The following is a 25,740-nucleotide window of genomic DNA, read 5'->3' as shown; positions in this document are numbered from 1 at the left end:
GATCCTTGGTACCTCTCGATGACGGCAGCGGCGGCCTGAGCCGCCGGTTTTCGCTTCGACCCAAGCGGCTGATCTGGAAGTCTTACGACGACGGCTGCGTTTTCTTTGACCTGGACAGCGCCGAGACCCGGCTGGTATCACCCCTGGGTCACTTTCTGCTTGAGCATCTGTCGCGTCACCTCGGGGGCTTGCTGGGCGCAGACTTGGTGCAGCGCGTCCACGAGGAAGAGCCTGAGGTCCCGATGCCTGAATGCCAGGCCGAGGTGCGCGAAGCCTTGGAGGCCTTGCTGGCGGCCGGTTTGCTGACGAGTGAGCCCTGTGCAAGTTGATCAGCTGAGCTTGGCCGAGTTGCGCGCCGCGCTGGCGGGTGATGGCCTGCGCATCGCCACCGGCCCATTCCATTGCCGCCTGCAGTCCAATTTGCCAGAGATTGCATCCGAGCTGGCGCAAAGCTATGCCCACCACCGCGTGTTGGGGGCGGATGACTTCATCGACTTTCATGTCGCCGTGAAGTCCAGCCGCGGCCTGCGTCGCTGGATCCGGCCGCAGGCCTTGTTCACCGTCGACGGGGTCGAGCCTTTCACGCCGTTGCCACGCGAGCAGGCGGTGGCCATGGTCGAGTGGGGCTTGAACTGGTGCATCACGGCCTACAGCAACCATGTGCTGATCCTGCATGCGGCGGCCGTGGCACGCGACGGGCGCACCGTCATCCTGCCGGCGCCGCCGGGCTCAGGCAAAAGCACCTTGTGCGCGGCCCTGGTGCAGCGTGGCTGGCGATTGCTGTCCGATGAGCTGGCCATCATCCGCCTTGACACGGGGGCCATGCTGGGCATGGCGCGACCGGTGAATCTGAAGAATGCCTCGATCGGCGTGATCCAGCGCTTTGCGCCCCAGGCCTGCTTCACCGCGCCGGTCCATGACACGACCAAGGGCACGGTCGCTTTGATGGCGGCACCGCAGGCCAGCGTCGAGGCGGTGGACGAGCCGGCCTGGCCGGCCTGGATGGTGCTGCCGCGCTACCGCGCTGGGGCGGCCACACGGCTCACTCCCATGCCCCGTGGCGAGGCTTTCATGAAGATCGCCGACAACGCGATGAACTATCACATCCTCGCCGCCGACGGCTTCCGTGCCGTGGGCGATCTGGTGGACCGTTGCCAGCATTTCAGCTTCGAGTACAGCGATCTGGAGGAGGCCATGCAGGTGTTCGATCAACTGGCTGCATCTCCGGTGGCAGCCCCCGGTGTCTGAGCCCGCCATGAGCCTCTTGCAAGACATCCTGCGGGCGCCGCGTCGCATCGCCGGCCTGTCCTTGCAGGACTGGGATGTGCTGGTGCGTCAGGCCCGCCATGCCAATCTGCTGGGCCGCTTGTACCGGCGTCTGGAGGTGGCCGAGCTGCTGCCTCAGGTGCCCGAGCAGCCGTGCAATCACATGCGCTCCGCGGCGGTCATGGCCGAGCGTCAGCACATGCTGGTTCGCCACGAAACCCGGTTCCTGCGCGACACCCTGGCCGGCCTCGGCCTGCCGCTGATCCTGCTCAAAGGCGCCGCCTATGTCGTGGGCGAGCTGCCAGCGGCCCAGGGCCGCGTGTTTGCCGACATGGACATCCTGGTGCCGCGCGAGCGCATCGGTGAGGTCGAGTCGGCTTTGATCCTGACCGGCTGGATCGGCGCGCCGCTCGACGCCTACGACCAGCGCTACTACCGCGAGTGGATGCATGAGTTGCCCGCCATGCAGCAAATGCACCGCGGCACGGCGCTCGATGTGCACCACACCATCCTGCCGCCCACCGCCCGGCTCAAGCCCGATGCCCGGGCCCTGATCCGCGACAGCGTGGAGCTGGCGGGCTGGCCCGGCGTGCGCACGCTGCAGCCCACCGACATGGTGCTGCACAGTGCCTGCCACCTCTTCCACGAGGGCGAGTCCGACAACCTGCTGCGCGATCTCAGCGACCTGGATCTGCTGCTGCGCCATTTCTCGGCCGATCCTCAGTTCTGGCAGGCCTTGGCTGCCCGTGCCGCCGCCATGGATTTGCAAGGGCCGCTGCGCCTGGCCATGCGCTACCTCGTGCAGGTGCTGGCCTGTCCGGTGCCCGAAGCGGCGCTGCGTGCCCTGCGGGCCGATCGCAGCCAAGGCCTGGCCGAGCATGCGCTGGGCTTCATCTACCGCCGCACCCTGCGCCCTCAGCACGCCAGCACCCGCGATTGGGCCACGCCGCTGTGCCGCAAGGCGCTCTACATCCGTGGCCACTGGCTGCGCATGCCGCCGCACCTGCTCTTCGTCCACCTGGCGCGCAAGGCCTGGAAGGGGCCGACCACGGTGTCGGCCTCGGTGCTGCAGAAAGAACCGCGCTGAGTGGTCCTCGCGCCCGGCGTCCGCGCATGCGGCCGCGCCCGGGGCTGTCAGCGCCCGTGCGGCGCCATCCTTTATGCTTCCCAGCCTATGACTCGACCCAAACCTTTCGCCATGATCCGCGAGTTCCATCTCGCCGACTGGTTCACCCTGGCCAATGCCTTCGCTGGCATGGGCGCGCTGTTCGCGGTGATGAGCTATTTGCAGACCGGCGCGGTCGTGCACATCTTCTATGCCTGCGCGCTGATCCCGGTCGCCCTGGTGTTTGATGTGCTGGACGGCCGCGTGGCGCGCTGGCGCCAGCAGACCTCGGCCATGGGCCGCGAGCTGGATTCGCTGGCCGACGTCATCTCTTTCGGCGTGGCTCCCGCCGCCATTGCCTATGGCTGCGGCATGCAGGGCCTGTACGACCGCATCGTGCTGGTGTTTTTCGTCGCCTGTGGCGTCTCGCGCCTGGCGCGCTTCAACATCACGGCCGAGGCGCTCAGCGAAGGCGGCGACAAGGTCAAGTACTTTGAAGGCACGCCCATCCCGACTTCTCTGATTCTGGTGATGGTGCTGGCCGCCGCCGCTGCGCAAGGCGCCATCGGTGAGCAGCTCTGGCTGGGTCGCCTGGAGTTGGGTGGTTTCTACCTGCACCCGCTGGTGTTGATCTATGCCCTGTCGGGCTCGCTGATGGTGAGCCGCATCCGCATTCCCAAGCTCTGAGCCGGCGCTCAGGCCGTGCTGGCTTGGGGTTTGATGCGCAGCGCGAGGATCACGCCGGCGATCAAGAGGCCGATGCCGCCCGCCGTCCAGCCCGAGGGCCAGCGCCCGGCCAGGGCAAAGGCGTAAGCCAGGGCGGCCAGGGTTTCAAAAACGATCAGCTGCCCGACCAGGCTGGTCGGCAGGCGCTGGCTGGCCTCGTTCCAGCACAGGGTGCCGATCCACGATGAGAACAGGCCGATGGCCGCCATCAATGCCAGGTAGGCTGCGGGGCGGGGGCCCAGGGGGAGTTCGAATCCTGCTGGCAGCAAGCCCCAGTCCGTGGCTGGCAGGCCCATCAGCAGGGCGAAACACAGCAAAGCCATGGGCAGGGTGACCAAGCCCTGGGCCGTGGCCCAGACCCGCGGGCTGCGTTCCTGATGGGCGCGCAGCCAATCGGCATTGCGGATCGGGTACCAGGTCCAGCAGGCCACGGCCAGCACCGCCAGGACAGCACCCTCGCCATAAGCGCGCAAAGCCTCCGTGCCGGCATCCAGTTGCGCAGTCAAGCGCTGCAGCTCGGCGTGGTTGACGCAGGCAATGCCAGCGGCGATCAGGGCCAGGGCTGGGCTCAGTTGCAGCCAGGGCAGGCGACCATCGCGCCGGTGGTCGCGCAGATTGGAGCTGATGGCAATCACCACCGGAAGCGTGCCGATGATGACCGTGGGCAGGGCCGCACCCGCGCGTTGGATGGCGCCGGCCAGGCAGAGGTAGTAGAGAAAATTGCCAATGGCGCTGAGCTTGCAGGCTTCCAGCCAGTCGCTGCCAGCCAAGCCCTTCAGGCTGCGCCGGTCGGCCAGGGCCAGCGGCAAGGCGATCAGCCCGAAGGCCAGATAGCGGCCCGCCACCAGAAGGGCGGGCGGGTAGTCCGCCATCAGCAGCGGCGCCACAAAGACCAGGCCCCACATCAGGCCGGCGCCCAGGGCAAACATCAATCCTGTCCACATATCAGCTGGGGGTTGGATTCGCGCGCAGGCGCGTGGAAAAAAGAAAAGACCGGGGTCCCCGTGGGACACCCGGTCTGTTCGGTGTGTGCTGGCTGGCTCGGCAGAAATTCTTGGAGCGCTCTGTCAAGGTGCTTGGCTGCACTCGCTTGTGGCCGGGCTGGCTGGCTGGGAGCTCGGTTCGACCAGTGGCTCCACCCTCCTGTATTGAGCGGCCCATTGTGGGAAAACCGGTTTGAAACTGGTCTCGGTGTTTGCCCGTGTTTGTGCGCTATGCGCACGAACGGCATTTGTCGATGTTCAGGCCAAGGCGAGGTCGAGGACTTCGACCCAATGCCGCACCGGCATGGCGGTGCCGCTCTGCAGATGCTGGATGCAGCCGATATTTGCCGAGACGATGGTGTCGGCATGCACCGGCGCAAGGGCCTGCAGCTTCTGGTCGCGCAGTTGTTTGGACAGCGCGGGCTGCAGCACCGAATAGGTGCCGGCGGACCCGCAGCAGAGGTGGCTGTCGCAGGGCGCCAGCTGCAGATCAAAACCCAGCTCGCGCAGGCCGGCCTCGACCCCGCCGCGCAGCTGCTGGCCGTGTTGCAGGGTGCAGGGCGGGTGGTAGGCCAGCTTGGCGCGCGGGGCGCCGCCGCTGGCTTTCTTGAGCCGTGGCTTGAGCAGGGGCAGCAGCTCGGGCAGCAGCTCGCTCAGATCGCGGCACAGGGCGCTGACGCGGGCCGCCTTGTCGGCATAGGCTGGGTCATGCGCCAGGGCGCGGCCGTAGTCCTTGACCGTCACGCCGCAGCCGGAGGCATTCATCACCAAGGCCTCGATGCGGCCGGCTTCGGTCAGGCCGTCGACCAGGGGCCACCAGGCGTCGATATTGCGGCGCATATCGTCCAGGCCGCCGGCATGGTCACCGAGATGGCTGCGGATGGCGCCGCAACAGCCGGCGCTGTCGGCCACCAGGGTCTGGATGCCGGCGGCGTCCAGCACCCGCGCGGTCGCGCTGTTGATATTCGGCGCCATGGCCGGCTGCACGCAGCCCAGCAGCAGGGCCATCTTGCGCGGGTGGCTGCGCGTCGGCCAGTCGTGGGCGCCCGCGGGGGCCGGGGCCGGCACCTTGTCTTTCAGCACGGCCGGCAGCAGGGGCCGCAGGGCTTGGCCCAGCTTCAGCGCCGGGCCGAAGGCGGGCGAGGTCAGGCCTTCCTTGAGCAGCCAGCGCACGGCCCGCTCGCCGCGGGGGCGCGGCACCTTGGCCTCGACGATGCCGCGGCCGATCTCCAGCAGCTGGCCATAGGGCACGCCCGAGGGGCAGGTGCTCTCGCAGTTGCGGCAGGTCAGGCAGCGGTCCAGGTGCAGCTGGGTCGAGGCGGTGGCCGGGCTGCCTTCCAGCACCTGCTTGATCAGGTAGATGCGTCCTCGCGGGCCGTCGAGTTCGTCGCCGAGCAGCTGGTAGGTCGGGCAGGTGGCGGTGCAGAAGCCGCAGTGCACGCAGCGGCTCAGGATGTCGACGGCGGCCTGGCCTTCAGGCGTGCCTTGGAACTCGGCGGCAAGTTGGGTTTGCATGCGGGCTGCGCTTCGCTCAAAGCTCGGGGTAGAGGCGGCCGGGGTTGAACACGCCGGCCGGATCGAAAGAGGTCTTGAGTTCGCGGTGGATGCGCATCAAGGCCGGTGCTGCGGGTGCAAACACCTGCTGGCGCTGTTCGTCACGGCACAGGAACAAGGTGGCATGACCGCCCAGCGAGGCCGCGGCTTCGCGCATTTGTGCCGCCGGCAAGGGCGTGGTCACCCAGCGCTGGCCGCCACCCCATTCGATCAGCTGTTCGCCGGGCAGCTGCAGCGCTGGCGCCGTCTGCGGCAGGCTCAGGCGCCAGAGCGCGGCACCGCCGGCCACGGCGCGCGCTGCACCGGTGAAGAACTCGTCGTTGTGATCACGCAGGCCGTCCCAGAAGGGCTGGGCCAGGGCCTCTGGGATCTCGTCGCCGCCCAAGCTCTGCTGCGCCGCGCGCACGGCGGCTTCGGCGCCGGCCAGGCGCAGCAGCAGGGCGCCATCCCACCAGGCGCTGGCCTGGATGGGCAGGGGCTTGCCGCCCCAGCGGTTGAGCTGGTTGAGCGCCTGAGCCTGTCCCAGTTCGAAACGCAGGGTGGCGCGCGCCATCGGCTGGGGCATGACCTTGAGCGAGACTTCGAGGATCAGGCCCAGCACGCCCAGCGAACCGGCGATCAGGCGCGACACGTCGTAGCCGGCCACGTTCTTCATCACCGTACCGCCGAAGTTCAGCAGCTCGGCCCGCCCGTTGAGCAGGCTCAGGCCCAGCACATGCTCGCGCAGCGCGCCCTGGCTGGCCCGTGATGGGCCGCTCAGGCCGGCCGCCACCATGCCGCCCACGGTGCCGCGGCCTTGAAAGCGAGGCGGCTCGAAGGCCAGATGCTGGCCCTGGCGGGTCAACGCGGTCTCCAACTCGGTGATGGGCGTGCCGGCCTTGGCCGTGATGACCAGCTCGCTGGGCTCATAGCTGCTGATGCCGGCAAAGCCGCTGACATCGAGCGGCGCGTCGCCGCGCGGGCGCTCACCGTAAAAATCCTTGCTGCCCTGGCCGCGGATCTGCAGGCTGCGGCCCTGCGCGGCGGCTTCACGAATCTGGTCTTGAAACAAGGCCACGTTCATCGCTCAGAACCTCTCCAGCTCGGGGTGGGCCAGCAGGCCGCGGTGCACATGCATGCGGCCGTACTCGGCGCAGCGCTGCAAGGTGGGGATGACCTTGCCCGGGTTGAGCAGGCTGTGGGGGTCGAAGGCGCGCTTGAGCGCGAACATCTGCTCGCGCTCCTCGGGCGAAAACTGCACGCACATGGAGTTGAGCTTTTCCACGCCCACGCCGTGCTCGCCAGTGACGGTGCCGCCCAGGGCCACGCTGGTCTCCAGGATCTCGGCGCCAAATTCCTCGCAGCGTCGCAGCTGATCGGGGTCGCGCGCGTCGAACAGGATCAGCGGATGGAGGTTGCCGTCGCCGGCATGGAAAACATTGGCGCAGCGCAGCTGGTACTTCTTCTCCATCTCGGCAATCGCCAGCAGGATGGCGGCCAGGTTTTTGCGCGGGATGGTGGAGTCCATGCACATGTAATCGGGGCTGATGCGGCCCGAGGCCGGGAAGGCGTTCTTGCGCCCGCTCCAAAACCGCAAACGCTGGGCCTCATCGGCACTGACCTGGCACTGCGTCGCCCCATGGGCCAGCAGCACGGCCTGCATGCGCTCGATTTCCTCGGCCACCTCTTCGGGTGTGCCGTCGCTCTCGCACAGCAGGATGGCCTCGGCGTCGAGGTCGTAGCCGGCATGGACGAAATCCTCCACCGCCGCCGTCATGGGCTTGTCCATCATCTCCAGCCCGGCCGGGATGATGCCGGCGGCGATGATGGCCGCCACCGCCGCGCCCGCCTGGCGCACATCGGCGAAGCTGGCCATGATGCAGCGCGCCAGCTGCGGCTTGGGGATGAGCTTGACCGTCACCTCGGTGATCACGGCCAGCATGCCCTCGCTGCCCAGCACCAGGCTGAGCAGGTCCAGGCCCGGCGCGTCCAGCGCTTCGGAGCCGAACTCCACCGCCTCGCCCGCCATGGTGTAGCCCCGCACGCGCAGCACGTTATGCAGAGTCAGGCCGTATTTGAGGCAGTGCACGCCGCCGGAGTTCTCGGCCACATTGCCGCCGATGGTGCAGGCGATCTGGCTGCTCGGGTCGGGGGCGTAGTACAGGCCGTGGACCGCCGCGGCTTCCGAAATGGCGAGATTGCGCACCCCGCACTGCACCCGTGCCGTGCGGGCGATCGGGTTGATCTCGAGAATCTTCTTGAACTTGGCCAGGGCCAGGGTCAGGCCTTGCGCATGAGGCATGGCGCCGCCGGACAGGCCGGTGCCGGCGCCACGCGCCACCACGGGTACTTGCAGCTGCTGGCAGATGCGCAGCACGGCGCCGACCTGCGCTTCGGTTTCCGGCAGGGCCACGGCCAGCGGGCGCTGGCGGTAGGCCGTCAGACCATCGCACTCGTAGGGTGTGGTGTCCTCGTCGGTCCAGAGCAGGGCATGGGCCGGCAGCTCGGCCGACAAAGCCTGGATCAGGCGCTGCTGTGCCTGGCTGCGTGGGCTGGTGGTGGGTGCGAGCGCGCTCATCGGCCGGGGTCAGGCCTTGCGCTTGCGGGCTGCCGGGGTCTTGGCCGTGGTTGTGGCCGCGGTTTTGCTCGGCGCGCGGCTGGCGCTGGCTTTGGGCGTCAGGCTTTTGGCCACCAGATCGACCGCGCTGCCGGCCATGGCGCCGGGCACGGTGGCCGCCTTGCGCAGGGTTTCACCGGCCGCGTCGAAGGACTGCTTGACGATGCTGCCGGCCAGGTTCTTGGCCGCATCGGTGGCGCTTTCCTTCATGGCATTGGCGGCCAGCTGGGTGAACTGCTGACTCAGGGCGCCCCACCACTGCATGGGATCGACCACGGGCATGGCGGGTGCGGCCGGAGCCGGGGGCGCCTTCTTGGCCTTGCTGGCGAGCGGGGCTGGGGCGGGGGCCGGCGCGCTGGCCTTGGGGCTGGCGGCCTGGGCGGCGGCCAGCACCTCGGGCGGGACGCCAGGCCAGCCGCCCAGTCCGGCGCTGGCCTCGGGCGGGGTGACCTTGAGCGCCTCGCTGAGCTGGGCCAAGGGTACGTTCATGGACTTCAGGGTGGACAGCGTCATGCGTTGCACCTCGAGCGCCTGGATGGTGGCGCCCAGCATGCGGGCGTTCTGCTCCAGCCAGAACTGCACGGTGCGCAGCTCTTCGATGCGTTTGCCCAGTTCCTCGGGGTTGAGCGTCGGGGCCACCCACTGGCCAATGCCGGGCAGGGCGGCGCCGGCGTTCTTGACCAGGCCTTGCAGGAAATCGAAACCCGGGACAAATTTGCTGAAGCTGTTGTTGTCGGCCATGAGTTCTCCTTGGGTGGGGCAACTGGGTGGCATGGTACGACGCGGAGCTAGCGTTTGTCTGACGCGGGCACCAGGCGCTCGACCTCAAAGCCGCGCGCTGCCAGCAAACGGGGCAGCGATTGATCGCCACTGAGGTGCAAGGCGCCCACCGCGGCCAGCACCGGCTGGCCCTTGGCATGCAGGGCTTCGATGCCGCGCGCAAGCTCGGGGTTGCGTTCGTCGTTGAGTCGGCGCAGCTCGATGCGGTCCTGTTCATCCTCGATGCATTCGCACCAGCGCTCGTAGTTCTGCAGCAGCTCCAGGTCGCCGTCGGCCCAGGCCTGGGCCAGGCGGCGCAGCACCGGCCGCACCTGGCCCCGCTCCAACTGATCCAGGCCTTTGAGCAAGGCCTTGCGAGCCTCGGCCGCCCGGGCCGGAATCAAGGCCTGCTGCTGACGCTCGGCCGATTCCAGGGCCAGAACGGAGCGGCCCTGCTGTCGGGCCCAAGCACTCAGCATCTGCTCCTGGCCGAAGCTGGGGTCCAGCCCATCCCAGCGCGCCTGCAGCACGGTGTAGGTGCTCAGCTGCAAGATGGGGTGCAGGCTGGCCAGGGCTTGCTCGGGCAGGCAGGCGGCGCGCGCCTGGGCGCTCATGCGTTTGCGCAGGGGCTCGCTGAGTTTCAGGGCTTCGGCATGGCGTGGCGGCTGGCTCAGGATCTGCAGGGTGGCCGGATCTTGCAGGTCCAGTTCCAGGGCCAGCACGCGGCTCTGCGTCATGGCTTCGCGCAGGCGCGGGCCGGGGAACAGCCATTCCATGCGGCCGACATGCAAGGTGCCGTAGAGGTAGGAGTCCACCCCGTCGCGGCGCAGGCGGTAGAGCAGGCCCCGGTCGGGCGCCTGGGCTGCCAGGCTTTGGGCTTGCGCCTCGCTGGGCATGGCGATGGCTGGCGGGCAGGCCGGCGCGGCCGTGCTGGCCGTGGGAAGCAGTAGGGCCAGCGGTAGCAGGCAGGTCAGGAGGGCGGGGAGGCGGGCCGTCAAGCTCGGTCGGTCCGCAAGGGAAGGAAGAGGCGCAGCGTTCATGCCCGCCACCATGCCACAGCTCGGTGGCAGCGCGGGCGGGGCTTCAATGCTGGAAGCCGATCTGGCGACGGCTGCGAACGCCGGGCTTGACCCGGTGCTCGGCCTCCAGCTGGGACAGGAACTCGTCCGGCGTCAGCGGCTCGCCGAGGATCTCGACCTGCTGGCGCACGGCCGCAAAGTCGCCAGGCGTGAGCTGGTCCAGCGCGGCCAAACGTTCGCGTTGATCGGCATCCAGCGGCGCGGCGTCGTCGCCGCAGGCTTCGCGGGCGAACATGCGCTCGCGCTGCTCCACGCGCAGCGCCTTGAAGCCGATCTTGAAGGCAAAGCGCCGCAGAGCGGCCTCGTCCAGCTCCTCGAACAGATTGGTGGTGCAGATGAAGATGCCGGGAAAGCGCTCCATGCCGGCCAGCATCTCGTTGACCTCGGAGACCTCGTAGTTGCGCTCGGCCATGCGGCGGCTGCGCAGAAAGCTGTCGGCCTCGTCCAGCAGCAGCACCGCACCCTCGGCGGCGGCGGTCTCGAACATGCGGGCCATGTTCTGCTCGGTTTCGCCGACGAACTTGCTGGCCAGATCGCTGGCCTGGCGCACCATCAGCGGCCGCTGCAGGGCTTGGGCGATGTGTTCGGCCAGGGCCGTCTTGCCGCTGCCCGGAGGGCCGTAGAAGCAGAGGTTGCCGACGCCGCGGCGCTGCAGGGCCGCGACGATGCGCGGCACCTCGAAGCGCGATTCGCAGTTCAGCAACTCAAGCGCGTACTGGGTCACCGCCGGCCGCACCGCGCGGCCATGCGCGCGGTGGCCCAGGGCTTTGTCGGCGTTCTCCAGCTGGCGCTCGATCATCTGCTCGCAGTCGGTCGCCTGGCCGGCCAGCTGGGCGAAGCGCACTGCGGTGCGGATCTGCGCCGGCGTCAGCCCGCGGCGCTCGGCCAGGCGGACGGCGAACTCGGCGCTGACCGGCACATCGGCCAGGGCCTTGCTGACCAGGCCGAGGCGGGCGCCCGGCGGCGGGGACTTGAGCTCCAGGTGGTACTGAAAGCGGCGGCGGAAGGCCGGGTCGATCTGCTCGATGCGGTTGGTGATCCAGATCACCGGCACCGGGTTGGTTTCCAGGATCTGGTTGACCCAGGCCTTGCCCGAGACCGAGCCCGAGGTCGGCGCCTCGGCGGCCGAGTCGAGGCGGGCAATCAGCTGGGCGGTGTCTGTGGACAGAGGCGGGAAGACATCTTCCACCTCGTCGAACAGCAGCGCCACATGGGCGCTGGCCTTGAGGAAGACCTGGCTGATCTGCAGCGAGCGGTAGCGGTCGCGGCCCGAGAGGCTGTTGCCGTCACGGTCGGCGTACTCCACCTCGTACAGATCCAGGCCCGCGGCATGCGCCGCCACCTTGGCCAGCTCGGTCTTGCCGGTGCCGGGCGGGCCGTAGAGCAGCACATTGACGCCGGGCTCGCGCCGCGCCACGGCTTGGCGCAGCAAGGTGTTGAGCAGGGCCAGGTCTTCGGCGACGAACTCGAAGTCCTCGGCCTTGAGCTGGCTGGGCGTGGCCGGGCGGGTGAAGACGGCCATCAGGTCGTGCGGACCGGGGTACTCGCGCATCAGCACCGGCGGCAGCTGGTCGCTGACCTTCATCAGATCGGCCAGGTCGGTGATGTTGTGTTCGGAGATCAGGTTCTCCACCATGCCGATGCGCTCCAGGCGCGAGCCGGCGCGCAAGGCCTCGGCCACCTCCTGCTCGTTGACGCCGGCCACCGCGGCAATCGCGGCAAAGGCTTCCTGCGCGGTATTGACCTTGAACTCGACCAGGGCGCCGCGCAGCTCGCGCTGGTAGCGTGCCAGGGTGCCGTAGAGCAGCAGGGCGCGCTCGGCCGGGTTCAGCTGCAGCAGGGTGCCGAGCGCGTCGATGTTCTTCTCCACCAGGGTGGATTCGCGCTTGAGCTGGCGGTCCAGCCATTCGCTGGTGGTGGCCAGCAGGGCCAGCATGTCCTTGGGCGCGTCCTTGACGTATTCGTCGAGGTAGAAGAACAGGGTGGCTTCCGAGAACGGCCCGCTCCAAACACCGTGGCGCTGCAAGAAGGCCTCGTCACTGAGCGCCTCGTGGCCGCGCCAGAGCTCATTGCCCTGGCAGCGCTGGTTCAGGTAGTCACGCAGGCGGCCCAGCACACGCAGGGGCCAGACCAGGTGGCGGCCGGTGAAAGACAGCAGACCGTTGAAATCGCGGCGCAGATTGAATCGGCCGGCATGTTTGACCGTCAGGGTCAGCACGAACTGCGAGCACATGCGGTCCAGCACCGGCGCGTCCTTCAGGCCCGGAGAGGGCAGAACGCGGCTGGGGCTGCGCGCTTCGCTGGCTCGGCTGCGCTCCTCGGCGCGGCCCACGGTGGACGGGCCCTCGCTGGTGAGGGCCCGGGCTTTGGCGGGCCGCGGGCTCGCTGAACGCTTGACCATGGGCAGGTTCCCTTGCTGACGACAGCGCGCCACCGAAGATGGCGTGGCGCTGCCCCATCTTGGCGCAGCGGCGCGTCAAGGACAAGGGCTTGGCGCGGTGATTTTTAGCGCCAGTTCAGTGCATCACCACCGGTTGATGGCCCATGCTGGCATAGCTCTCGATGAAGTCATCGAGGTCTTCCTCGCTCGGGTCTTGCTCGATCAAGGCCTCGACCCCATCCTGGAACTGCTGGGCCAGGGCGCCTTCGATGAAGATCTCGCGGCGCGAAAACTTGTCGACGATTTCATAGCCACCGCGATGCAACTGCAGCTCGGGATTGGCTTGCAGGAATTCCCCAGGCACCGGTTCGGTGACCTGCACGTCGAACTTGACGACACTGAAACTGGGGGAGTTGTAAAGCATGTGCATGGTTCGGCTCCTTTCAGCTTCAACTGCGGCCAGCGTGCCGGCTTTCAAGGCTTATCGGCAGCCCCAGGCACCTGACCGTGGGTAAATAGTGTCAGATCGCAGCGCTGTTCGGCGCTTTCCTTTGCGAGATTCGTGGTGGAAGCGTCAAAAAACACACGTGGATGCGGGGGGCTCAGGGTTTGTCAGAGGGCGTGTTGCTGAGCTGCAGCTGCCAACCCCTGTCGTCGGGCAGGTCCATGATCAGCTGCACGGGGATGTGACCGCGCGCCGGGTCCAGCCAGACTTCAATCTCCCCGCTGTAAGGCCCCAGGGCCAGGCGCCGCAGATGCAGGGCGCGGGCGACGCTGGCGCCGGGCAGCTCCAGGGTTTGCTGGTCCAGCACCTGGAATACCCACTCGCGCGCCTCACCTCGAAAGGCGGCCACCGGCAGGCGCAGCTCGCTGCCCGGCGGGTAGTGTTCGGGCCTCGCCTCGATCAGGGCTGCCAGCTGGATCCACCAGCTCAGCCGGTCTTGCACGCCGGCCGGCAGGGGCACCAAGTCGGCGCTGGTGGAGTAGCTGATCAGGCCCTCGTCGCGGCGGAAATTGGTGGCCATCATGTCGCGGCCGCGGCGCTGCTGTACATAGCGCTCGGGGCTCAGGCCTTGTTCGTCGATCTGCCCCTGGCTTTTCCAGGCGGGCAGGGGGCGGCCTTCCAGTTCGCGCTCCAGCATCAGGCTGTAGTCGCGCCCCGAGGGCTGCCAATTGAGCCGGGCGCGGCCGTAGGCGCCGTTTTGCAGCAGGATGTAATGCCACTCGCCGGCGGCCGCGAGGCGGGCGGTATGAGGTGGGCTGGGCGCTGCCGTGGCTGGCGCGGGCTCGGGCGTTGTGGCCTCGGCTTGGGCCGCTGGGTTGGCCGCTGGTACCGGCTGCGTGTGGTTGGGCGTGGCGACGGGCGCTGCGCTGCGCGAGCGTGCGGGTGGGAGCTTTGGCGCAGGCGTGCGCGTCGCTTCAGGCGAAGCCGCGCTGACCGGCACCGTGCTCAGCACCCGCACCGTTGCCCGCCCGGGGCTGGCCTGCGGTGCTGGCGGGCGCGGGGATTCAGCCTCGCCGCTCTGCTGCTGCAGCAGCCAGGCATGGGCGACCGTGCTCAGGCCGAGGGCGAGCAGCCAGGGGCGGGCGCGCTGCCAATCGCGCTGGGAAAACACAGGAGAAAAAATGGGTCGCATCCGTTCGCATTGGACAATGCCGTCATCGCAGCGCTGTATTGTCACCATCCGATGAAACTTGCCACCTACAAGGACGGCTCCCGCGACGGCCAGCTCGTGGTCGTCTCGCGCGACCTGAGCCAGGCTCACTACGCCAACGGCATCGCCAGCCGCCTGCAGCAGGTGCTGGACGACTGGGGCTTTCTCTCGCCGCAGCTGGAAGAGCTGTACACCAGCCTCAACCACGGCAAGCTGCGCCATGCCTTCAATTTCGACCCCAAGCAGTGCATGGCGCCGCTGCCGCGCGCGGGCCAGTGGCTGCGCGGCTCGGCCTATCTGAGCCATCTGCAGCTGCTGCGTCAGGCGCGCGGCGAGACCGGCGATGCTGGCCTGGATCTGGACCCGCTGCTGGCGCAGGGCGCCAGCGATGACTTCCGCGGCCCCTGCGAGCCCGGGCGTTTTGCCTCCGAGGCCATGGGGATCGACTTCGAGGCGGGGCTGGCTGCAGTTACCGGCGATGTCGAGCAAGGCGTCACGCCGGCTCAGGCGCTGGAAGGCGTGCGCCTGCTGATGCTGTGCAATGACTGGAGCTTGCGCCAGCTGCAGGCCTCGGAGCAGGCCAAGGGCCAGGGCGCGCTGCAGAGCCGGCCGGCCGTGGCCTTCAGCCCGGTGGCGGTCACGCCAGACGAGCTCGGCGCGGCCTGGAGCGGCGGCCGGGTGGATTTGAGCCTGCAGACCATGTGGAACGGTCGCAAGGTCGGCCAGTGCGACGCCGGGCCGGAGATGGGGTTTCATGTCGGGCAGTTGATCGCCCATGCGGCCAAGACCCGCCGCCTGCGCGCCGGCTGCGTGATCGGCACCGGCCCGGTCAGCAACAAGGACGCCAGCCGTGGCTACAGCTGCATCGCCGAGAAGCGTGCGCTGGAAACCCTGGACGGTGGCGCGCCCAAGACCGCGTACCTGAAGTTCGGTGACACCGTGCGCATCGAGATGAAGGGCCGTGACGGGCTCAGCCTCTTCGGCGCCATCGATCAGGATGTCATGTCACTGCATGACGAGGAACCGGTGGACACAGCCCCGGCCACGACCTTCGCAGCCGATGCCGCGGAATGATCCATCCCCTCGCCTGTTCCTCTTGAAACCGGAGCCCACCATGCTGCAACGCCGCCCCCTCTTGCTTTTGCCCTTGCTGGGCCTGGCCAGCCCCTGCGTCCGCGCCGGCCTGACGGAGGGCGATGCCGCCTCGGGCATTCGTGCCGCGCTGGAGCGCGGTGCCGCCGCCGCCGTGGCCCAGCTGGGCCGCAGCGATGGCTTTCTGGGCAATCCGGCGGTGCGCATCGAGCTGCCGGGGCATCTCAAGGACGCTGCCAAGCTGCTCAAAACCCTGGGCCAGGGCCGTAAGGTCGACGAACTGCTGACCGCCATGAACCGCGCGGCAGAGGCGGCCGTGCCGGCGGCCCAGCCCTTGCTGCTGGCCGCCGTCAAGGGCATGAGCGTGGAGGACGGTCTCAAAATCCTGCGCGGCGGTGACGATGCCGTGACGCAGTATTTCGCCGGCAAGACCCGCTCGCCGCTGATTGAGAAGTCCCTGCCCCTGGTCACCCAGGCGACCCAGAAAGTCGCCCTGGCCGACAAGTACAACGCCGTGGCCGGCAAGGCCGCCGGCCTGGGGCTGATGCGCCAGGAGGACGCCAACATCCAGCAGTACGTGACGGGCCGCGCCATCGATGGCCTCTTCCTGGTGATCGGCGAGGAAGAGCGCAAGATCCGTCAGGACCCGCTGGGCACTGGCAGCGCCTTGCTGAAAAAGGTCTTCGGGGGTCTGAACTGAGGCTCGTGAGCTGCGTCCGGATGGGGCGCAGGCTTGTGCTTTGGCGGCACCGCGGGGCGCGCAGCGCCCTGGCTTTCGGCCGCTTGGGCCGCTGGGTGGACAATACGGGTTGGTTTCCCTTTGCAGTTTTGCCGCACTTGCTCTCATGAACGACATTCCCGATTCGACGCAGACGCCCACCACCGACGCCGCGGAGGCGCCGCCCGTGGCGCCTGTGGCCGATGCCAGCCCGGTGAGCGAAGCCGCGCCGGCCGAGACGCCCGCTGCGGCAGCCCCTGCCTCAGAAGCACCGGCTGCGCCCGCGGCCGACATGAGCCCGGCGGCCTGCGCGGCTCAGCTCAAGGCCCTGTTCCCGGCCCTGTTCAGCGGCCCTTTCAAGCCGCTGAAGCTGCGTGTGCAGGCCGACATCCAGGCGCGCGCGCCGGGTCAGTTCACCAAGGCCCAACTCTCGGCATTCTTGCGCCGCTACACCGGCAACACGGGCTATCTGATTGCCCTGGGCAAGGCCACGCAACGTTTCGATCTGGATGGCCAGCCAGCCGGTGAGCTCAGCGAAGAGCACCGTGCAGCGGCTCGCGAAGAGCTGGCCCGCCGCCGTGGTTTGCAGCAGGAGCGCCTGGCTGCCGAGCAGGCCGAGCGCGATCTGGCGCAGACCCAGCGCCGCAACCGGGCGGGTTTGCTCTACGACTTCGAGCGCACCACCCTGACCTTGCCCAACTTCTGCGTGCTCAAGGGCGTGAGCCCGGAGGAGCTGCCGGCCTTGCTGGACCAGGCACGCGCCGAGCGGGCCGAAGCCCCGGTGCGCGAGCCGCGCGAAGCACCCGGCCGGCGCGATGGCCGTGAGGCACGCGATCCGCGCTCGGCGCCGCGCGGTCCCCGCGGGGATGGCCGAACAGAGGGTCGACCGGGCGCACGCCGGGATGGCCCGCGTCGCCCCGGTGGCCCAAGTGGCGCCGGGCGTGGCAAACCCAGCGGCGGGCGTTGAGCCTTGATCCCTGGTCGAGGAGTTTGAAAGCAAAGTGAAACGGCCTGCATGATGCAGGCCGTTTTTCTTGTCAAGCTGTGGTTTACCTGAGCGTACTTCCTTGGATGTGAAGTATTTCCGCGACTGTTAACTTGCAGGCTCGATGGCGTTCGGGAGTTGTGCGCCAAACGAGGGATGCAGAACCGGGGCTTGGACTCCCCGGGCTGCGGATGAATGCAATTCAATGACGGAGTGGAAATGAAAAAACTGATCCTCTTGAGCGTGCTGGCCGCTGCGGGTGCAGCCCATGCCGACGTGATTTACAGCAATGGCCCGGTGGTCGGCGGCAACGGTCTGTCCGTGCTGGCCTCGCCGGCCTCGACCTATGGCTTCGGCATGAATACCGCGGCCGGCATCTCGGTGGCTGATGACTTCACCGTGGCCGCTGGCACCGTGTGGAATGTGCAAAGCCTGGACTTCTTCGGCTACCAAACCGGAGCCAGCGGCTTCACCTTCACGGGCGCCACCTGGAGCATTGTTTCGGGTGATGTGAACAACGGCACCGTCGTCGCCTCGGGTTCGGGCGCCGTGACCAACGGTGGTCTGCAAGGCTATCGTGTCCTCGAAAGCACGCTGACCAACACCCAGCGCGGCATCTACAAGGCCAATGCCGATGTCAGCGACTTCCAGCTGGCGGCCGGTACCTACTGGCTGCGCTGGAGCCTGACCGGTTCCCTGGCTTCGGGCCCCTGGCAGCCGCCGACGTCCGACGCGCGCGAAGGCAATGCCGCACAGGCGCTGTCCGGCGCGCCCTTCGCCACCCTGACCGAAGCCGGTTCGGGCCTGACGGTGGAGCTGCCCTTCGGCGTCAACGGCACCATCGCCGCCGCCGTGCCGGAACCGTCCACCTATTTGCTGATGCTGGCCGGGGGCCTGGCTGTGGCCGGTGTGGCACGTCGCCGCCGTCAAGCCCAGTGAGTTGAGCCGCGCCTAGCGCGGGAATGAGATGAGAAAAGGCCTGCGCTGCAGGCCTTTTTTTCGTCCGGCTGGCGCAGGCGCTGACCGTGCTTCAGCCTGGCACAGTCGGGTTTCCTACAATGCCGCTATGAATACGCCCACCTCCACTGCCAGCACCTACACCCGCGGCGGCCGCTTGGCCGAGATCATGCAGACCCGCATCGCCGTCCTCGATGGCGCCATGGGCACCATGATCCAGCGCTACAAGCTGACGGAGGCGGATTTCCGTGGCAGCCGCTTTGCCGAGCATCCGACCGATCTCAAGGGCAACAACGACCTGCTGGTGCTGACGCGCCCCGATGTCATCAGCCAGATCCACGAGCAATATCTGGCCGCCGGCTCCGACATCATCGAGACCAACACCTTCGGCACCACCACCGTGGCGCAGGAGGACTACGGCCTGCAAGCCCATGCCTACGAGATGAATGTGGCGGCGGCGCGCCTGGCCCGCGCGGCCTGCGACAAATTCAGCTCGGCCGACAAGCCGCGTTTCGCCGCCGGCGCCCTGGGCCCGACTCCGCGCACCGCCAGCATCAGCCCCGATGTCAACGACCCCGGCGCCCGCAACATCGATTTCGACACCTTGCGTGCGGCCTATTACGAGCAGGCCAAGGGCTTGCTGGAAGGCGGGGTCGATCTCTTCCTGGTGGAAACCATCTTCGACACCCTCAATGCCAAGGCCGCCATCTTTGCCCTGGATGAGCTGATGGAAGACACGGGCGAGCGCTTGCCCATCATCATCTCGGGCACGGTGACCGACGCCTCGGGTCGCATCCTCTCGGGTCAGACCGTGACTGCCTTCTGGCATTCGGTGCGCCACGCCAAGCCCCTGGCCATCGGCCTGAACTGCGCGCTGGGCGCGACTCTGATGCGTCCCTACATCGAAGAGCTGGCCAAGGCGGCGGGCCCGGTGGCGGTCAGCTGCTACCCCAATGCCGGTCTGCCCAACCCGATGAGTGACACCGGCTTCGACGAGACGCCCGATGTCACCGGCCGCCTGATGAGCGAGTTCGCGCGCAGCGGTTTCTTGAACATCGCCGGTGGTTGCTGCGGCACCACGCCCGATCACATTGCGGCGATCGCCAAGGGTGTGTCGGCCTACCAGCCGCGGCCCTGCGGCTCCAAGTTCTTCACCGAGCTGACGGACCAGGCGGCCTGAGCCCAGGCCGCCCGCGTCAGCCAGCGCCTGCGAGCTTGAGCAGGCGCTCGATATTGATGTGCAGCTTGAGCTCCTGAGGCGCCAGGCTGGCGCTGATCGCCTGCGTGGCCAGGCGCGTGTCGCGCGGCACCGGTTCGCTCAAGGGGCTGCCGCTCTTGCCCAGCAGGGCGGCCACCAGGGGCTCGGTCGCGCTGTGGCCGCGTTTGAAGACGATGCCCACCTCGCCATTGGCCAGGCGCACCAGGCTGCCCGGCGGGTAGAGGCCGGTGGTCTTGATCAGGGCGGCGCCGGCTTCGTCGGGCTGCTTGAGTTCATCGAGGTAGACCGCCCGTGCGGCCGACGCGCCGGACATGGCCGCGCGCGAGCGCCGTGGGCTTAGCCGCGCACCGAAGATGTCGATGCGGCGCAGCAGGCGCGCCAGCTGCTCGGCCGGGGCTCGCCCGGCCAGGGCACCGGGGCCGGCGTCGTGGTGCAGGCAGACGGTTTGCAGCCACAGCTCGGACCTGACCCCGAGCTTGCTCAACAAGGCCGCGCTGCGGTCGCCGTGCGAGACCAGCTCCTGCTGCTGGGCCGGGCTCGGTTGGCCGGTCTGGGCCGCCAGGCGGTCTTGCTGGTTGGTGATGCTGAGGTTCATGCTCAGGGCCGCCTGGGTCAGGGCCAGGCGCCAATCGTCCGGCCAACCCAGCTGGCGGGCGCACAGCTCGGCCAGGGCCAGGCAGAGCAGTGCGTGACGGTCGCTGTAGCTTTGGAAGTTCTGGCTGGTCTCGAAGATCAGCAGCATCAGCACCGCATCGGGCTTGGCCAGCAGGCGGCGCAAGGCCTCGTTGTGCAGCTGCTGGAAGCGTGGCTTGAAATCCTCGACCCGCGGCTCGCGCAGCAGGCTGTGGGCATGCATTTGCAGATCGGCCCAGGCGGCCTGTTCGCCCAGCTCGACCTTCTGGGCCTTTTCCTGGCGGAAGTCGGCCTGCACCTTGACGATGTCGGCCAGCACCGCGCCCTGGTGCATCAAAGTGTCCATCTTGTGCGCCAAAGCACGCTGGTACTCCTTGGTTTCATGGGCCTGGACCCAGGCGCCGCGGGCGATCAGGGCCTGCACCTGGGGCGTGTTGGGCAGGGGCTGGCCGGCGGCGAACAGCAAATGGCCCTCGGCATCGCGCAGGGCGAAGCTGAGGACCTGGCCGACACGCAGGCTGTGGGGTGGGAGCTGGATCAGTTCCAAGATGGCGGGGTGGGGTTCACAAGGAGTTGTCGGCTTTCTGGCCGCTTTGCTTGAGTTCGCGGCGGGCGGGGTGCGTAAAATGCGCGGGTCCGAGGAGCGTTGCGACGGTTGCCCGCCTGATGTCTGGAATGTCAGCGAGTGTGCCGCCAGGCTCGGACAGGTGCAGCCCCGGCTTTCCCGGGGCCCGTCACCCGGCAACGACGCTCACCGATGATTCCTCTGTGTTTTCTTGTTGGAGCACGTGCGGGGCTGCGGTGAGTGACGCAGCCCTGCCTTTGCGCTGAAGGCCGCTGCCATGACCACCACCTCTCCCGCCGTTGTTGCTACTGCTGCTGCTGCCGCACCTGCTGTTCCGCCCATGAAGCTCTCGGGCCTGGAACCCGTGCAGATCGGCGAGGGCTCGCTGTTCGTCAACGTGGGCGAGCGCACCAATGTGACCGGCTCCAAGGCCTTTGCGCGCATGATCCTCAATGGCCAGTTCGAGCAGGCCCTGGCGGTGGCACGCCAGCAGGTGGAGAACGGCGCCCAGGTCATCGATGTGAACATGGACGAGGCCATGCTGGACAGCCAGGCGGCCATGGTGCGCTTTCTGAACCTGATCGCCGGCGAGCCCGAGATCGCCCGCGTGCCCATCATGATCGACAGCTCCAAATGGAGCGTGATCGAGGCCGGCCTCAAGTGCATCCAGGGCAAGGGCATCGTCAACTCAATCTCCATGAAGGAGGGCGAGGCCGAGTTCCGCCGCCAGGCCAAGCTGGTGCGCCGCTACGGCGCCGCGGCCGTGGTGATGGCCTTTGACGAGCAGGGCCAGGCTGACACCTTCGCCCGCAAGATCGAGATCTGCGAGCGGGCCTACAAGATCCTGGTGAACGAGGTCGGTTTCCCGCCCGAGGACATCATCTTTGATCCGAATATCTTTGCCATCGCCACCGGCATCGAAGAGCACAACAACTACGCGGTCGACTTCATCGAAGCCACGCGCTGGATCAAGCAGAACCTGCCCGGCGCCAAGGTCTCGGGCGGCGTGTCGAATGTGTCCTTCAGCTTCCGCGGCAACGACCCGGTGCGCGAGGCCATTCACACGGTCTTTCTGTACCACGCCATCCAGGCAGGCCTGGACATGGGCATCGTCAACGCCGGCATGGTGGGTGTGTACGACGACCTCGACGCCGAGCTGCGCGAGCGCGTGGAGGATGTGGTGCTGAACCGCCGCCCCGATTCCGGCGAGCGCCTGATCGAGGTGGCCGAGCGCGCCAAGGGCATGGCCATTGACGACACGGCCCGCCTGGCCTGGCGCGCTGGTGATGTGAACCAGCGCCTCAGCCACGCCCTGGTGCACGGCATCACCGATTTCATCGACGCCGACACCGAAGAAGCCTGGCAAGCCATCCAGGCCAGCGGAGGTCGGCCCCTGCATGTGATCGAAGGCCCGTTGATGGCCGGCATGAATGTGGTCGGCGATCTCTTCGGCGCCGGCAAGATGTTCCTGCCCCAGGTGGTCAAGTCAGCCCGTGTGATGAAGCAGGCGGTGGCCCATTTGCTGCCTTACATCGAGGCCGAGAAGAAGGCCCTGATCGACGCCGGCGGCGAGGCCAAACCCAAGGGCAAGATCGTCATTGCCACCGTCAAGGGCGATGTGCACGACATCGGCAAGAACATCGTCACCGTGGTCCTGCAGTGCAACAACTTCGAGGTCGTGAACATGGGCGTGATGGTGCCCTGCCAGGACATCCTGGCCAAGGCCAAGGAGGAAGGCGCGGACATCATCGGCCTGTCTGGCCTGATCACGCCCAGCCTGGAGGAGATGCAGCATGTGGCCGCCGAGATGCAGCGCGACGAGCATTTCCGCTCGCGCGGCACGCCGCTCTTGATCGGCGGCGCCACCTGCAGCCGGGTGCACACCGCGGTCAAGATCTCGCCGCATTACGAAGGCCCGGTGGTTTATGTGCCCGATGCCTCGCGCAGCGTCGGTGTCTGCAGCGATCTGCTCTCGGACGAGCGTGCCGCCAAGTTCATCGCCGAGTTGCGCAGCGATTACGAACAAGTGCGCCATCTCCACGCCAACAAGAAGCAGACGCCCATGGTCAGCTTGGCCGAGGCGCGCGCCAACAAGCATGCCGTGGACTGGGCGAGTTATCGGCCGCCGGTGCCCCAGTTCATCGGCCGCCGCGTGATCCGCAACTACGACCTGGCCGATCTGGCCGAAGCCATCGACTGGGGCCCGTTCTTCCAGACCTGGGATCTGGCCGGCCCCTTCCCGGCCATCCTCAAGGACGAAATCGTCGGCAGCGAGGCGCAGCGCGTCTTCAGCGATGGCAAGCGCATGCTGGAGCGCCTGATCAAGGGCCGCTGGCTGCAGGCCAATGGCGTGTTCGGCCTCTACCCCGCCGCCCAGGTCAACGACGACGACATCGAGATCTACAGCGATGAGAGCCGCAGCGAGGTGCTGATGACCTGGCATGGCCTGCGCATGCAGAGCGAGCGGCCGGTGGTGGACGGCATCAAACGCCCGAACCGCTGCCTGTCCGATTTCATCGCGCCCAAGGGCGTAGTGCCCGATTACATCGGCTTGTTCGCGGTGACCGCCGGCCTGGGCGTGGAGAAGAAAGAAGCCCAGTTCCTGGCCGACCACGACGACTACTCCGCCATCATGTTCAAGGCCCTGGCCGACCGCCTGGCCGAGGCCTTTGCCGAGCGCCTGCACCAGCGTGTGCGCACCGAGTTTTGGGGCTATGCCGCCGACGAGGCGCTGAGCAATGAGGCGCTGATTCAGGAGCAGTACCGCGGCATCCGCCCGGCACCGGGCTATCCGGCCTGCCCCGACCATCTGGTCAAACGCGCCCTGTTCCAGACCCTGACGCCGGAAGAGATCGGCATGGGCCTGACCGACAGCATGGCCATGACGCCGGCCGCCAGCGTCTCGGGCTTTTACTTTGCCCACCCGGATGCGGCTTACTTCAATGTGGGCCGCATCGGCGAAGACCAGGTGGCCGATTGGGCGCAGCGCATGGCTTTGAGCAAAGAAGCGGCCGAGCGGGCCCTGGCGCCCCTGCTCTGACGACGGCGGCGGGCCGCGCGCAGAGTTGCAGCCAACGCCCGCTTACATCTTGAGCGCATCGTTCACGGACAGCGTGCGATGCGCGTGGCATCCTCAAAGCCTGCCCGCCTCACTTGTTCCCTTCCCTGGCGGGCGCGGAGTGATGTTGCGATGAAAGCCCCTGTTTCTTTTTCTGCCAGTCAAATCGTCGCCAGCGTTCTCGGCGCGGGCGTGTTGCTCGGTGGTGCCTATGCCGTCGGTCGCGCCCAGTCGCCAGAGGCACCGGCGCCACAAACGGTCGCCGCCGAGCCGGCCCCGCTGAAAGCGCAGCTGGCCTCGGAGAAAGCCACATCGTCCCGGCCTGAAAGCAAGGTCGTGGACGAGCCCAAGCCGGCGAAGCCCGAGTCCGCCGCCCTGTGCGCCGATTGCGCCCGCGTGCTGGCCGTGCATGAAGAGACGCGCGAAGGCAAGGCCAGCGGCCTGGGCGCTGTCGGCGGCGCCGTGATCGGCGGCCTGCTGGGCAACCAGATCGGCGGCGGCACCGGCAAGAAGATCGCCACCGTCGGTGGGGCGGTCGCCGGCGGCATGGCCGGCAACGAGATCGAGAAGCGCCAGAAGTCGCACCGGGTCTGGGTGGTGCGCGTCAAGCTCGATGATGGTCGCGTGCAGAGCTTTGTGCGCGAGAACGATCCGCAGTTCCAGGTCGGCGATGTGCTGCGGGTCCGCAACGGCCAGTGGCAGCGGCAGCCCTGAGCCTCAGGGCGCAGCCAGCCCTCGCCGGTACTGAATCGCTTCGCTGAGGTGAGCCACCTCGATCTGTGCGCTGCCCGCCAGGTCGGCCACCGTGCGGGCCACGCGAAGCACGCGGTGGTGGCTGCGGGCGCTCCAGGACAGGCGTTGCGCGGCCTTGATCAGAAAGGCCTGGGCGGCGGGCTCGAGCGCGACATGCGAGTCGACTTGGGCGGCGCTGAGCGCGGCATTGCTGCAGCCTTGGCGTTCCAGGGCCCGCAGGCGAGCGCGGGCGACGCGTGCGGCCACCACGGCGCTGGCTTCGCCATCGGCGGCGCTGTGCAGCAGCTCGGGCGGCTGCACCGGCACCTCGACCAGCAGGTCCAGCCGATCCAGGAATGGGCCGCTGAGGCGCGACTGATAACGTGCAATCTGATCGGGAGCGCAGCGGCAGGCGCGCAGCGGGCTGCCATGGTTGCCGCAAGGGCAGGGGTTCATGGCGGCGACCAGCTGGAAGCGGGCCGGGAACTCTGCCTGGCGCGCGGCGCGCGAGATCAGGATGCGGCCGGTTTCCATCGGTTCACGCAGGGCTTCCAGGGCCGAGCGGTTGAACTCGGGCAGTTCATCGAGAAACAAAACGCCATGCTGGGCGAGTGAGATTTCGCCCGGCCGCGGCGGTGAGCCACCGCCGACCAGGGCCACGGCCGAGGCGCTGTGGTGCGGATTGCGCATCACGCGCTGGCGCCAGCGCTCGGGCTGAAACTGGCCGGCCAGGCTGAGCACGGCGGCCGATTCCAGGGCCTCGTCTTCGTTCATCGGCGGCAGCAGGCCGCACAGGCGCTGGGCCAGCATGGATTTGCCCGTGCCCGGCGGCCCCACCATCAAGAGGCTCAGGCCGCCAGCCGCGGCGATCTCGAGCGCGCGCTTGGCGCCGGCCTGGCCCTTGATGTCGCGCAGATCGGGCGCCGCCGTGATCGGCTGGGCCGGCAGCAGCGCGCGAGCGCGGGGCAGCAGGCTGTCGCTGCCGGGGCGCAAAGCCTCAACCAGATCAAGCAGATGCCGCGCCGCATGCACCGGCACGCCCTCGACCAGGGCCGCCTCGGCCGCGCTGGCCTCGGGCAGCAGCAGGCGCCGGCTGCTGCCTTCGCGCCGCAACGCCAGGCTCATGGCCAGGGCGCCACGCACCGGGCGCAGCTCGCCGCCCAGGGACAGCTCGCCGGCGCACTCCAGGCGCTCCAGCTGCTGCGCATCGATCTGTTCGCTGGCCGCCAGCAGGCCCAGGGCGATGGGCAGGTCGAAGCGGCCGCCTTCCTTGGGCAGCTCCGCCGGCGCCAAATTCACCGTGATTCTTTTGTTGTGGGGAAAAGCGAGCCCGCTGTTTTGCAGGGCCGCGCGTACGCGTTCGCGCGATTCCTTGACCTCGGTTTCGGCCAGGCCGACCAAGGTGAAGGAGGGCAGGCCGTTGGCCAAATGCACCTCGACGCTGACCGGCGCGGCGGTCAGCCCGTCCAGGGCGCGGCTGTGGACAACGGCCAGAGACATGGTCTTCTTGCTCTCCCTTGCAGGCGCCTGGCGGGCCGGGTCGGGCCCGCCGGCTGGCTTGATTGTGCCCGCCGGCCCGAGCTTTCAGGCACACAAAGCGTGCCTTGCACCAAGAGAGTGCGCTTGGGCTGGTGCTCGGTCTCGGTCCTGCGAGCAATTGGTGCATGGGCCTCGGTGT

Annotated in this window: 22 protein-coding genes and 1 riboswitch; of the genes, 11 read left to right on the top strand and 11 right to left on the bottom strand. The window is 68.1% G+C overall.

Going from position 1 to position 25,740, the window contains the following annotated elements:
• Positions 1-5: 5 nt before the first annotated feature.
• From OOB33_RS01210 to pssA, 4 genes are all read left to right on the top strand, one after another.
• On the top strand, positions 6-329 hold the full coding sequence (locus OOB33_RS01210; RefSeq protein WP_271007331.1) for a hypothetical protein: 324 nt from the start codon (positions 6-8) through the stop codon (positions 327-329).
• Positions 319-1,248 carry an HprK-related kinase A gene (locus OOB33_RS01205; RefSeq protein ID WP_271007330.1) on the top strand — a complete coding sequence of 310 codons (930 nt, stop codon included), beginning with the start codon at positions 319-321 and terminating at the stop codon, positions 1,246-1,248. Before OOB33_RS01210 ends, OOB33_RS01205 begins: the two co-directional genes overlap by 11 nt.
• A 7-nt stretch (positions 1,249-1,255) precedes the next feature.
• Complete coding sequence (locus OOB33_RS01200) at positions 1,256-2,353, top strand: nucleotidyltransferase domain-containing protein (protein ID WP_271007329.1); 1,098 nt, start codon at positions 1,256-1,258, stop codon at positions 2,351-2,353.
• Between the two features lie 87 nt (positions 2,354-2,440).
• Positions 2,441-3,058: a CDP-diacylglycerol--serine O-phosphatidyltransferase gene (gene pssA, locus OOB33_RS01195; RefSeq protein ID WP_271007328.1), complete on the top strand. Its 618-nt coding sequence runs from the start codon at positions 2,441-2,443 to the stop codon at positions 3,056-3,058.
• An 8-nt stretch (positions 3,059-3,066) separates the two neighbouring features.
• On the opposite strand, the gene OOB33_RS01190 is transcribed toward pssA, so the two are convergent.
• The 9 genes from OOB33_RS01190 to OOB33_RS01150 form a co-directional block, all read right to left on the bottom strand.
• A complete protein-coding gene (locus OOB33_RS01190; protein WP_271007327.1) occupies positions 3,067-4,041 on the bottom strand; it encodes a DMT family transporter in 975 nt (324 codons plus the stop codon).
• A 297-nt stretch (positions 4,042-4,338) separates the two neighbouring features.
• Positions 4,339-5,595, bottom strand: a complete 1,257-nt coding sequence (gene glcF, locus OOB33_RS01185; RefSeq protein WP_271007326.1) for a glycolate oxidase subunit GlcF — start codon at positions 5,593-5,595, stop codon at positions 4,339-4,341.
• Between the two features lie 16 nt (positions 5,596-5,611).
• The gene (gene glcE, locus OOB33_RS01180) at positions 5,612-6,697 is read right to left on the bottom strand and encodes a glycolate oxidase subunit GlcE (RefSeq protein WP_271007325.1); all 1,086 of its coding nucleotides are present in this window, start codon (positions 6,695-6,697) and stop codon (positions 5,612-5,614) included.
• Between the two features lie 3 nt (positions 6,698-6,700).
• On the bottom strand, positions 6,701-8,191 hold the full coding sequence (locus OOB33_RS01175) for an FAD-linked oxidase C-terminal domain-containing protein (protein ID WP_271007324.1): 1,491 nt from the start codon (positions 8,189-8,191) through the stop codon (positions 6,701-6,703).
• A 9-nt stretch (positions 8,192-8,200) separates the two neighbouring features.
• Positions 8,201-8,971: a PhaM family polyhydroxyalkanoate granule multifunctional regulatory protein gene (locus tag OOB33_RS01170; RefSeq protein WP_271007323.1), complete on the bottom strand. Its 771-nt coding sequence runs from the start codon at positions 8,969-8,971 to the stop codon at positions 8,201-8,203.
• 47 nt (positions 8,972-9,018) lie between these two features.
• Positions 9,019-9,987, bottom strand: coding sequence for a TraB/GumN family protein (locus tag OOB33_RS01165; RefSeq protein ID WP_271007322.1), 969 nt, complete (start codon positions 9,985-9,987; stop codon positions 9,019-9,021).
• Between the two features lie 85 nt (positions 9,988-10,072).
• Positions 10,073-12,469: an ATP-binding protein gene (locus OOB33_RS01160; RefSeq protein ID WP_271007321.1), complete on the bottom strand. Its 2,397-nt coding sequence runs from the start codon at positions 12,467-12,469 to the stop codon at positions 10,073-10,075.
• Between the two features lie 115 nt (positions 12,470-12,584).
• Entirely contained in the window at positions 12,585-12,878 is a 294-nt protein-coding gene (locus OOB33_RS01155; protein WP_102769255.1) for a BTH_I0359 family protein, read from the bottom strand.
• Positions 12,879-13,050: 172 nt separating this feature from the next.
• A complete protein-coding gene (locus OOB33_RS01150; protein WP_271007320.1) occupies positions 13,051-14,064 on the bottom strand; it encodes a DUF3108 domain-containing protein in 1,014 nt (337 codons plus the stop codon).
• Between the two features lie 72 nt (positions 14,065-14,136).
• On the opposite strand from OOB33_RS01150, the gene OOB33_RS01145 reads away from it, so the two are divergent.
• The 5 genes from OOB33_RS01145 (at position 14,137) to OOB33_RS01125 (ending at position 19,035) form a co-directional block, all read left to right on the top strand.
• Positions 14,137-15,177: a fumarylacetoacetate hydrolase family protein gene (locus OOB33_RS01145; protein ID WP_271007319.1), complete on the top strand. Its 1,041-nt coding sequence runs from the start codon at positions 14,137-14,139 to the stop codon at positions 15,175-15,177.
• A 40-nt stretch (positions 15,178-15,217) separates the two neighbouring features.
• On the top strand, positions 15,218-15,895 hold the full coding sequence (locus tag OOB33_RS01140) for a DUF4197 domain-containing protein (RefSeq protein WP_271007318.1): 678 nt from the start codon (positions 15,218-15,220) through the stop codon (positions 15,893-15,895).
• Between the two features lie 145 nt (positions 15,896-16,040).
• Positions 16,041-16,880 carry a ProQ/FinO family protein gene (locus OOB33_RS01135; RefSeq protein ID WP_171828468.1) on the top strand — a complete coding sequence of 280 codons (840 nt, stop codon included), beginning with the start codon at positions 16,041-16,043 and terminating at the stop codon, positions 16,878-16,880.
• A gap of 237 nt (positions 16,881-17,117) precedes the next feature.
• Complete coding sequence (locus tag OOB33_RS01130; protein WP_102769259.1) at positions 17,118-17,837, top strand: PEP-CTERM sorting domain-containing protein; 720 nt, start codon at positions 17,118-17,120, stop codon at positions 17,835-17,837.
• A gap of 127 nt (positions 17,838-17,964) precedes the next feature.
• Positions 17,965-19,035: a homocysteine S-methyltransferase family protein gene (locus tag OOB33_RS01125; RefSeq protein ID WP_271007317.1), complete on the top strand. Its 1,071-nt coding sequence runs from the start codon at positions 17,965-17,967 to the stop codon at positions 19,033-19,035.
• Between the two features lie 16 nt (positions 19,036-19,051).
• On the opposite strand, the gene OOB33_RS01120 is transcribed toward OOB33_RS01125, so the two are convergent.
• Positions 19,052-20,254 (bottom strand): phosphohydrolase, encoded by a 1,203-nt coding sequence (locus OOB33_RS01120; protein ID WP_271007316.1) that lies wholly within the window; start codon positions 20,252-20,254, stop codon positions 19,052-19,054.
• 85 nt (positions 20,255-20,339) lie between these two features.
• A riboswitch (S-adenosyl-L-homocysteine riboswitch) is annotated at positions 20,340-20,467 on the top strand.
• A gap of 82 nt (positions 20,468-20,549) precedes the next feature.
• Between OOB33_RS01120 and metH the strand changes: the two genes are divergently transcribed.
• Positions 20,550-23,312 (top strand): methionine synthase, encoded by a 2,763-nt coding sequence (metH, locus tag OOB33_RS01115; protein WP_271007315.1) that lies wholly within the window; start codon positions 20,550-20,552, stop codon positions 23,310-23,312.
• Between the two features lie 150 nt (positions 23,313-23,462).
• Positions 23,463-24,044, top strand: coding sequence for a glycine zipper 2TM domain-containing protein (locus tag OOB33_RS01110; RefSeq protein WP_271007314.1), 582 nt, complete (start codon positions 23,463-23,465; stop codon positions 24,042-24,044).
• Positions 24,045-24,047: 3 nt separating this feature from the next.
• On the opposite strand, the gene OOB33_RS01105 is transcribed toward OOB33_RS01110, so the two are convergent.
• Entirely contained in the window at positions 24,048-25,562 is a 1,515-nt protein-coding gene (locus OOB33_RS01105) for a YifB family Mg chelatase-like AAA ATPase (RefSeq protein WP_271007313.1), read from the bottom strand.
• Between the last annotated feature and the right edge of the window lie 178 nt (positions 25,563-25,740).

This window comes from Paucibacter sp. B51, from assembly GCF_027863535.1.
Lineage (GTDB): Bacteria > Pseudomonadota > Gammaproteobacteria > Burkholderiales > Burkholderiaceae_C > Paucibacter_A > Paucibacter_A aquatilis.
Note: the sequence above shows the minus strand (reverse complement) of the source record. Positions and strands in the feature narration are given on the sequence as shown.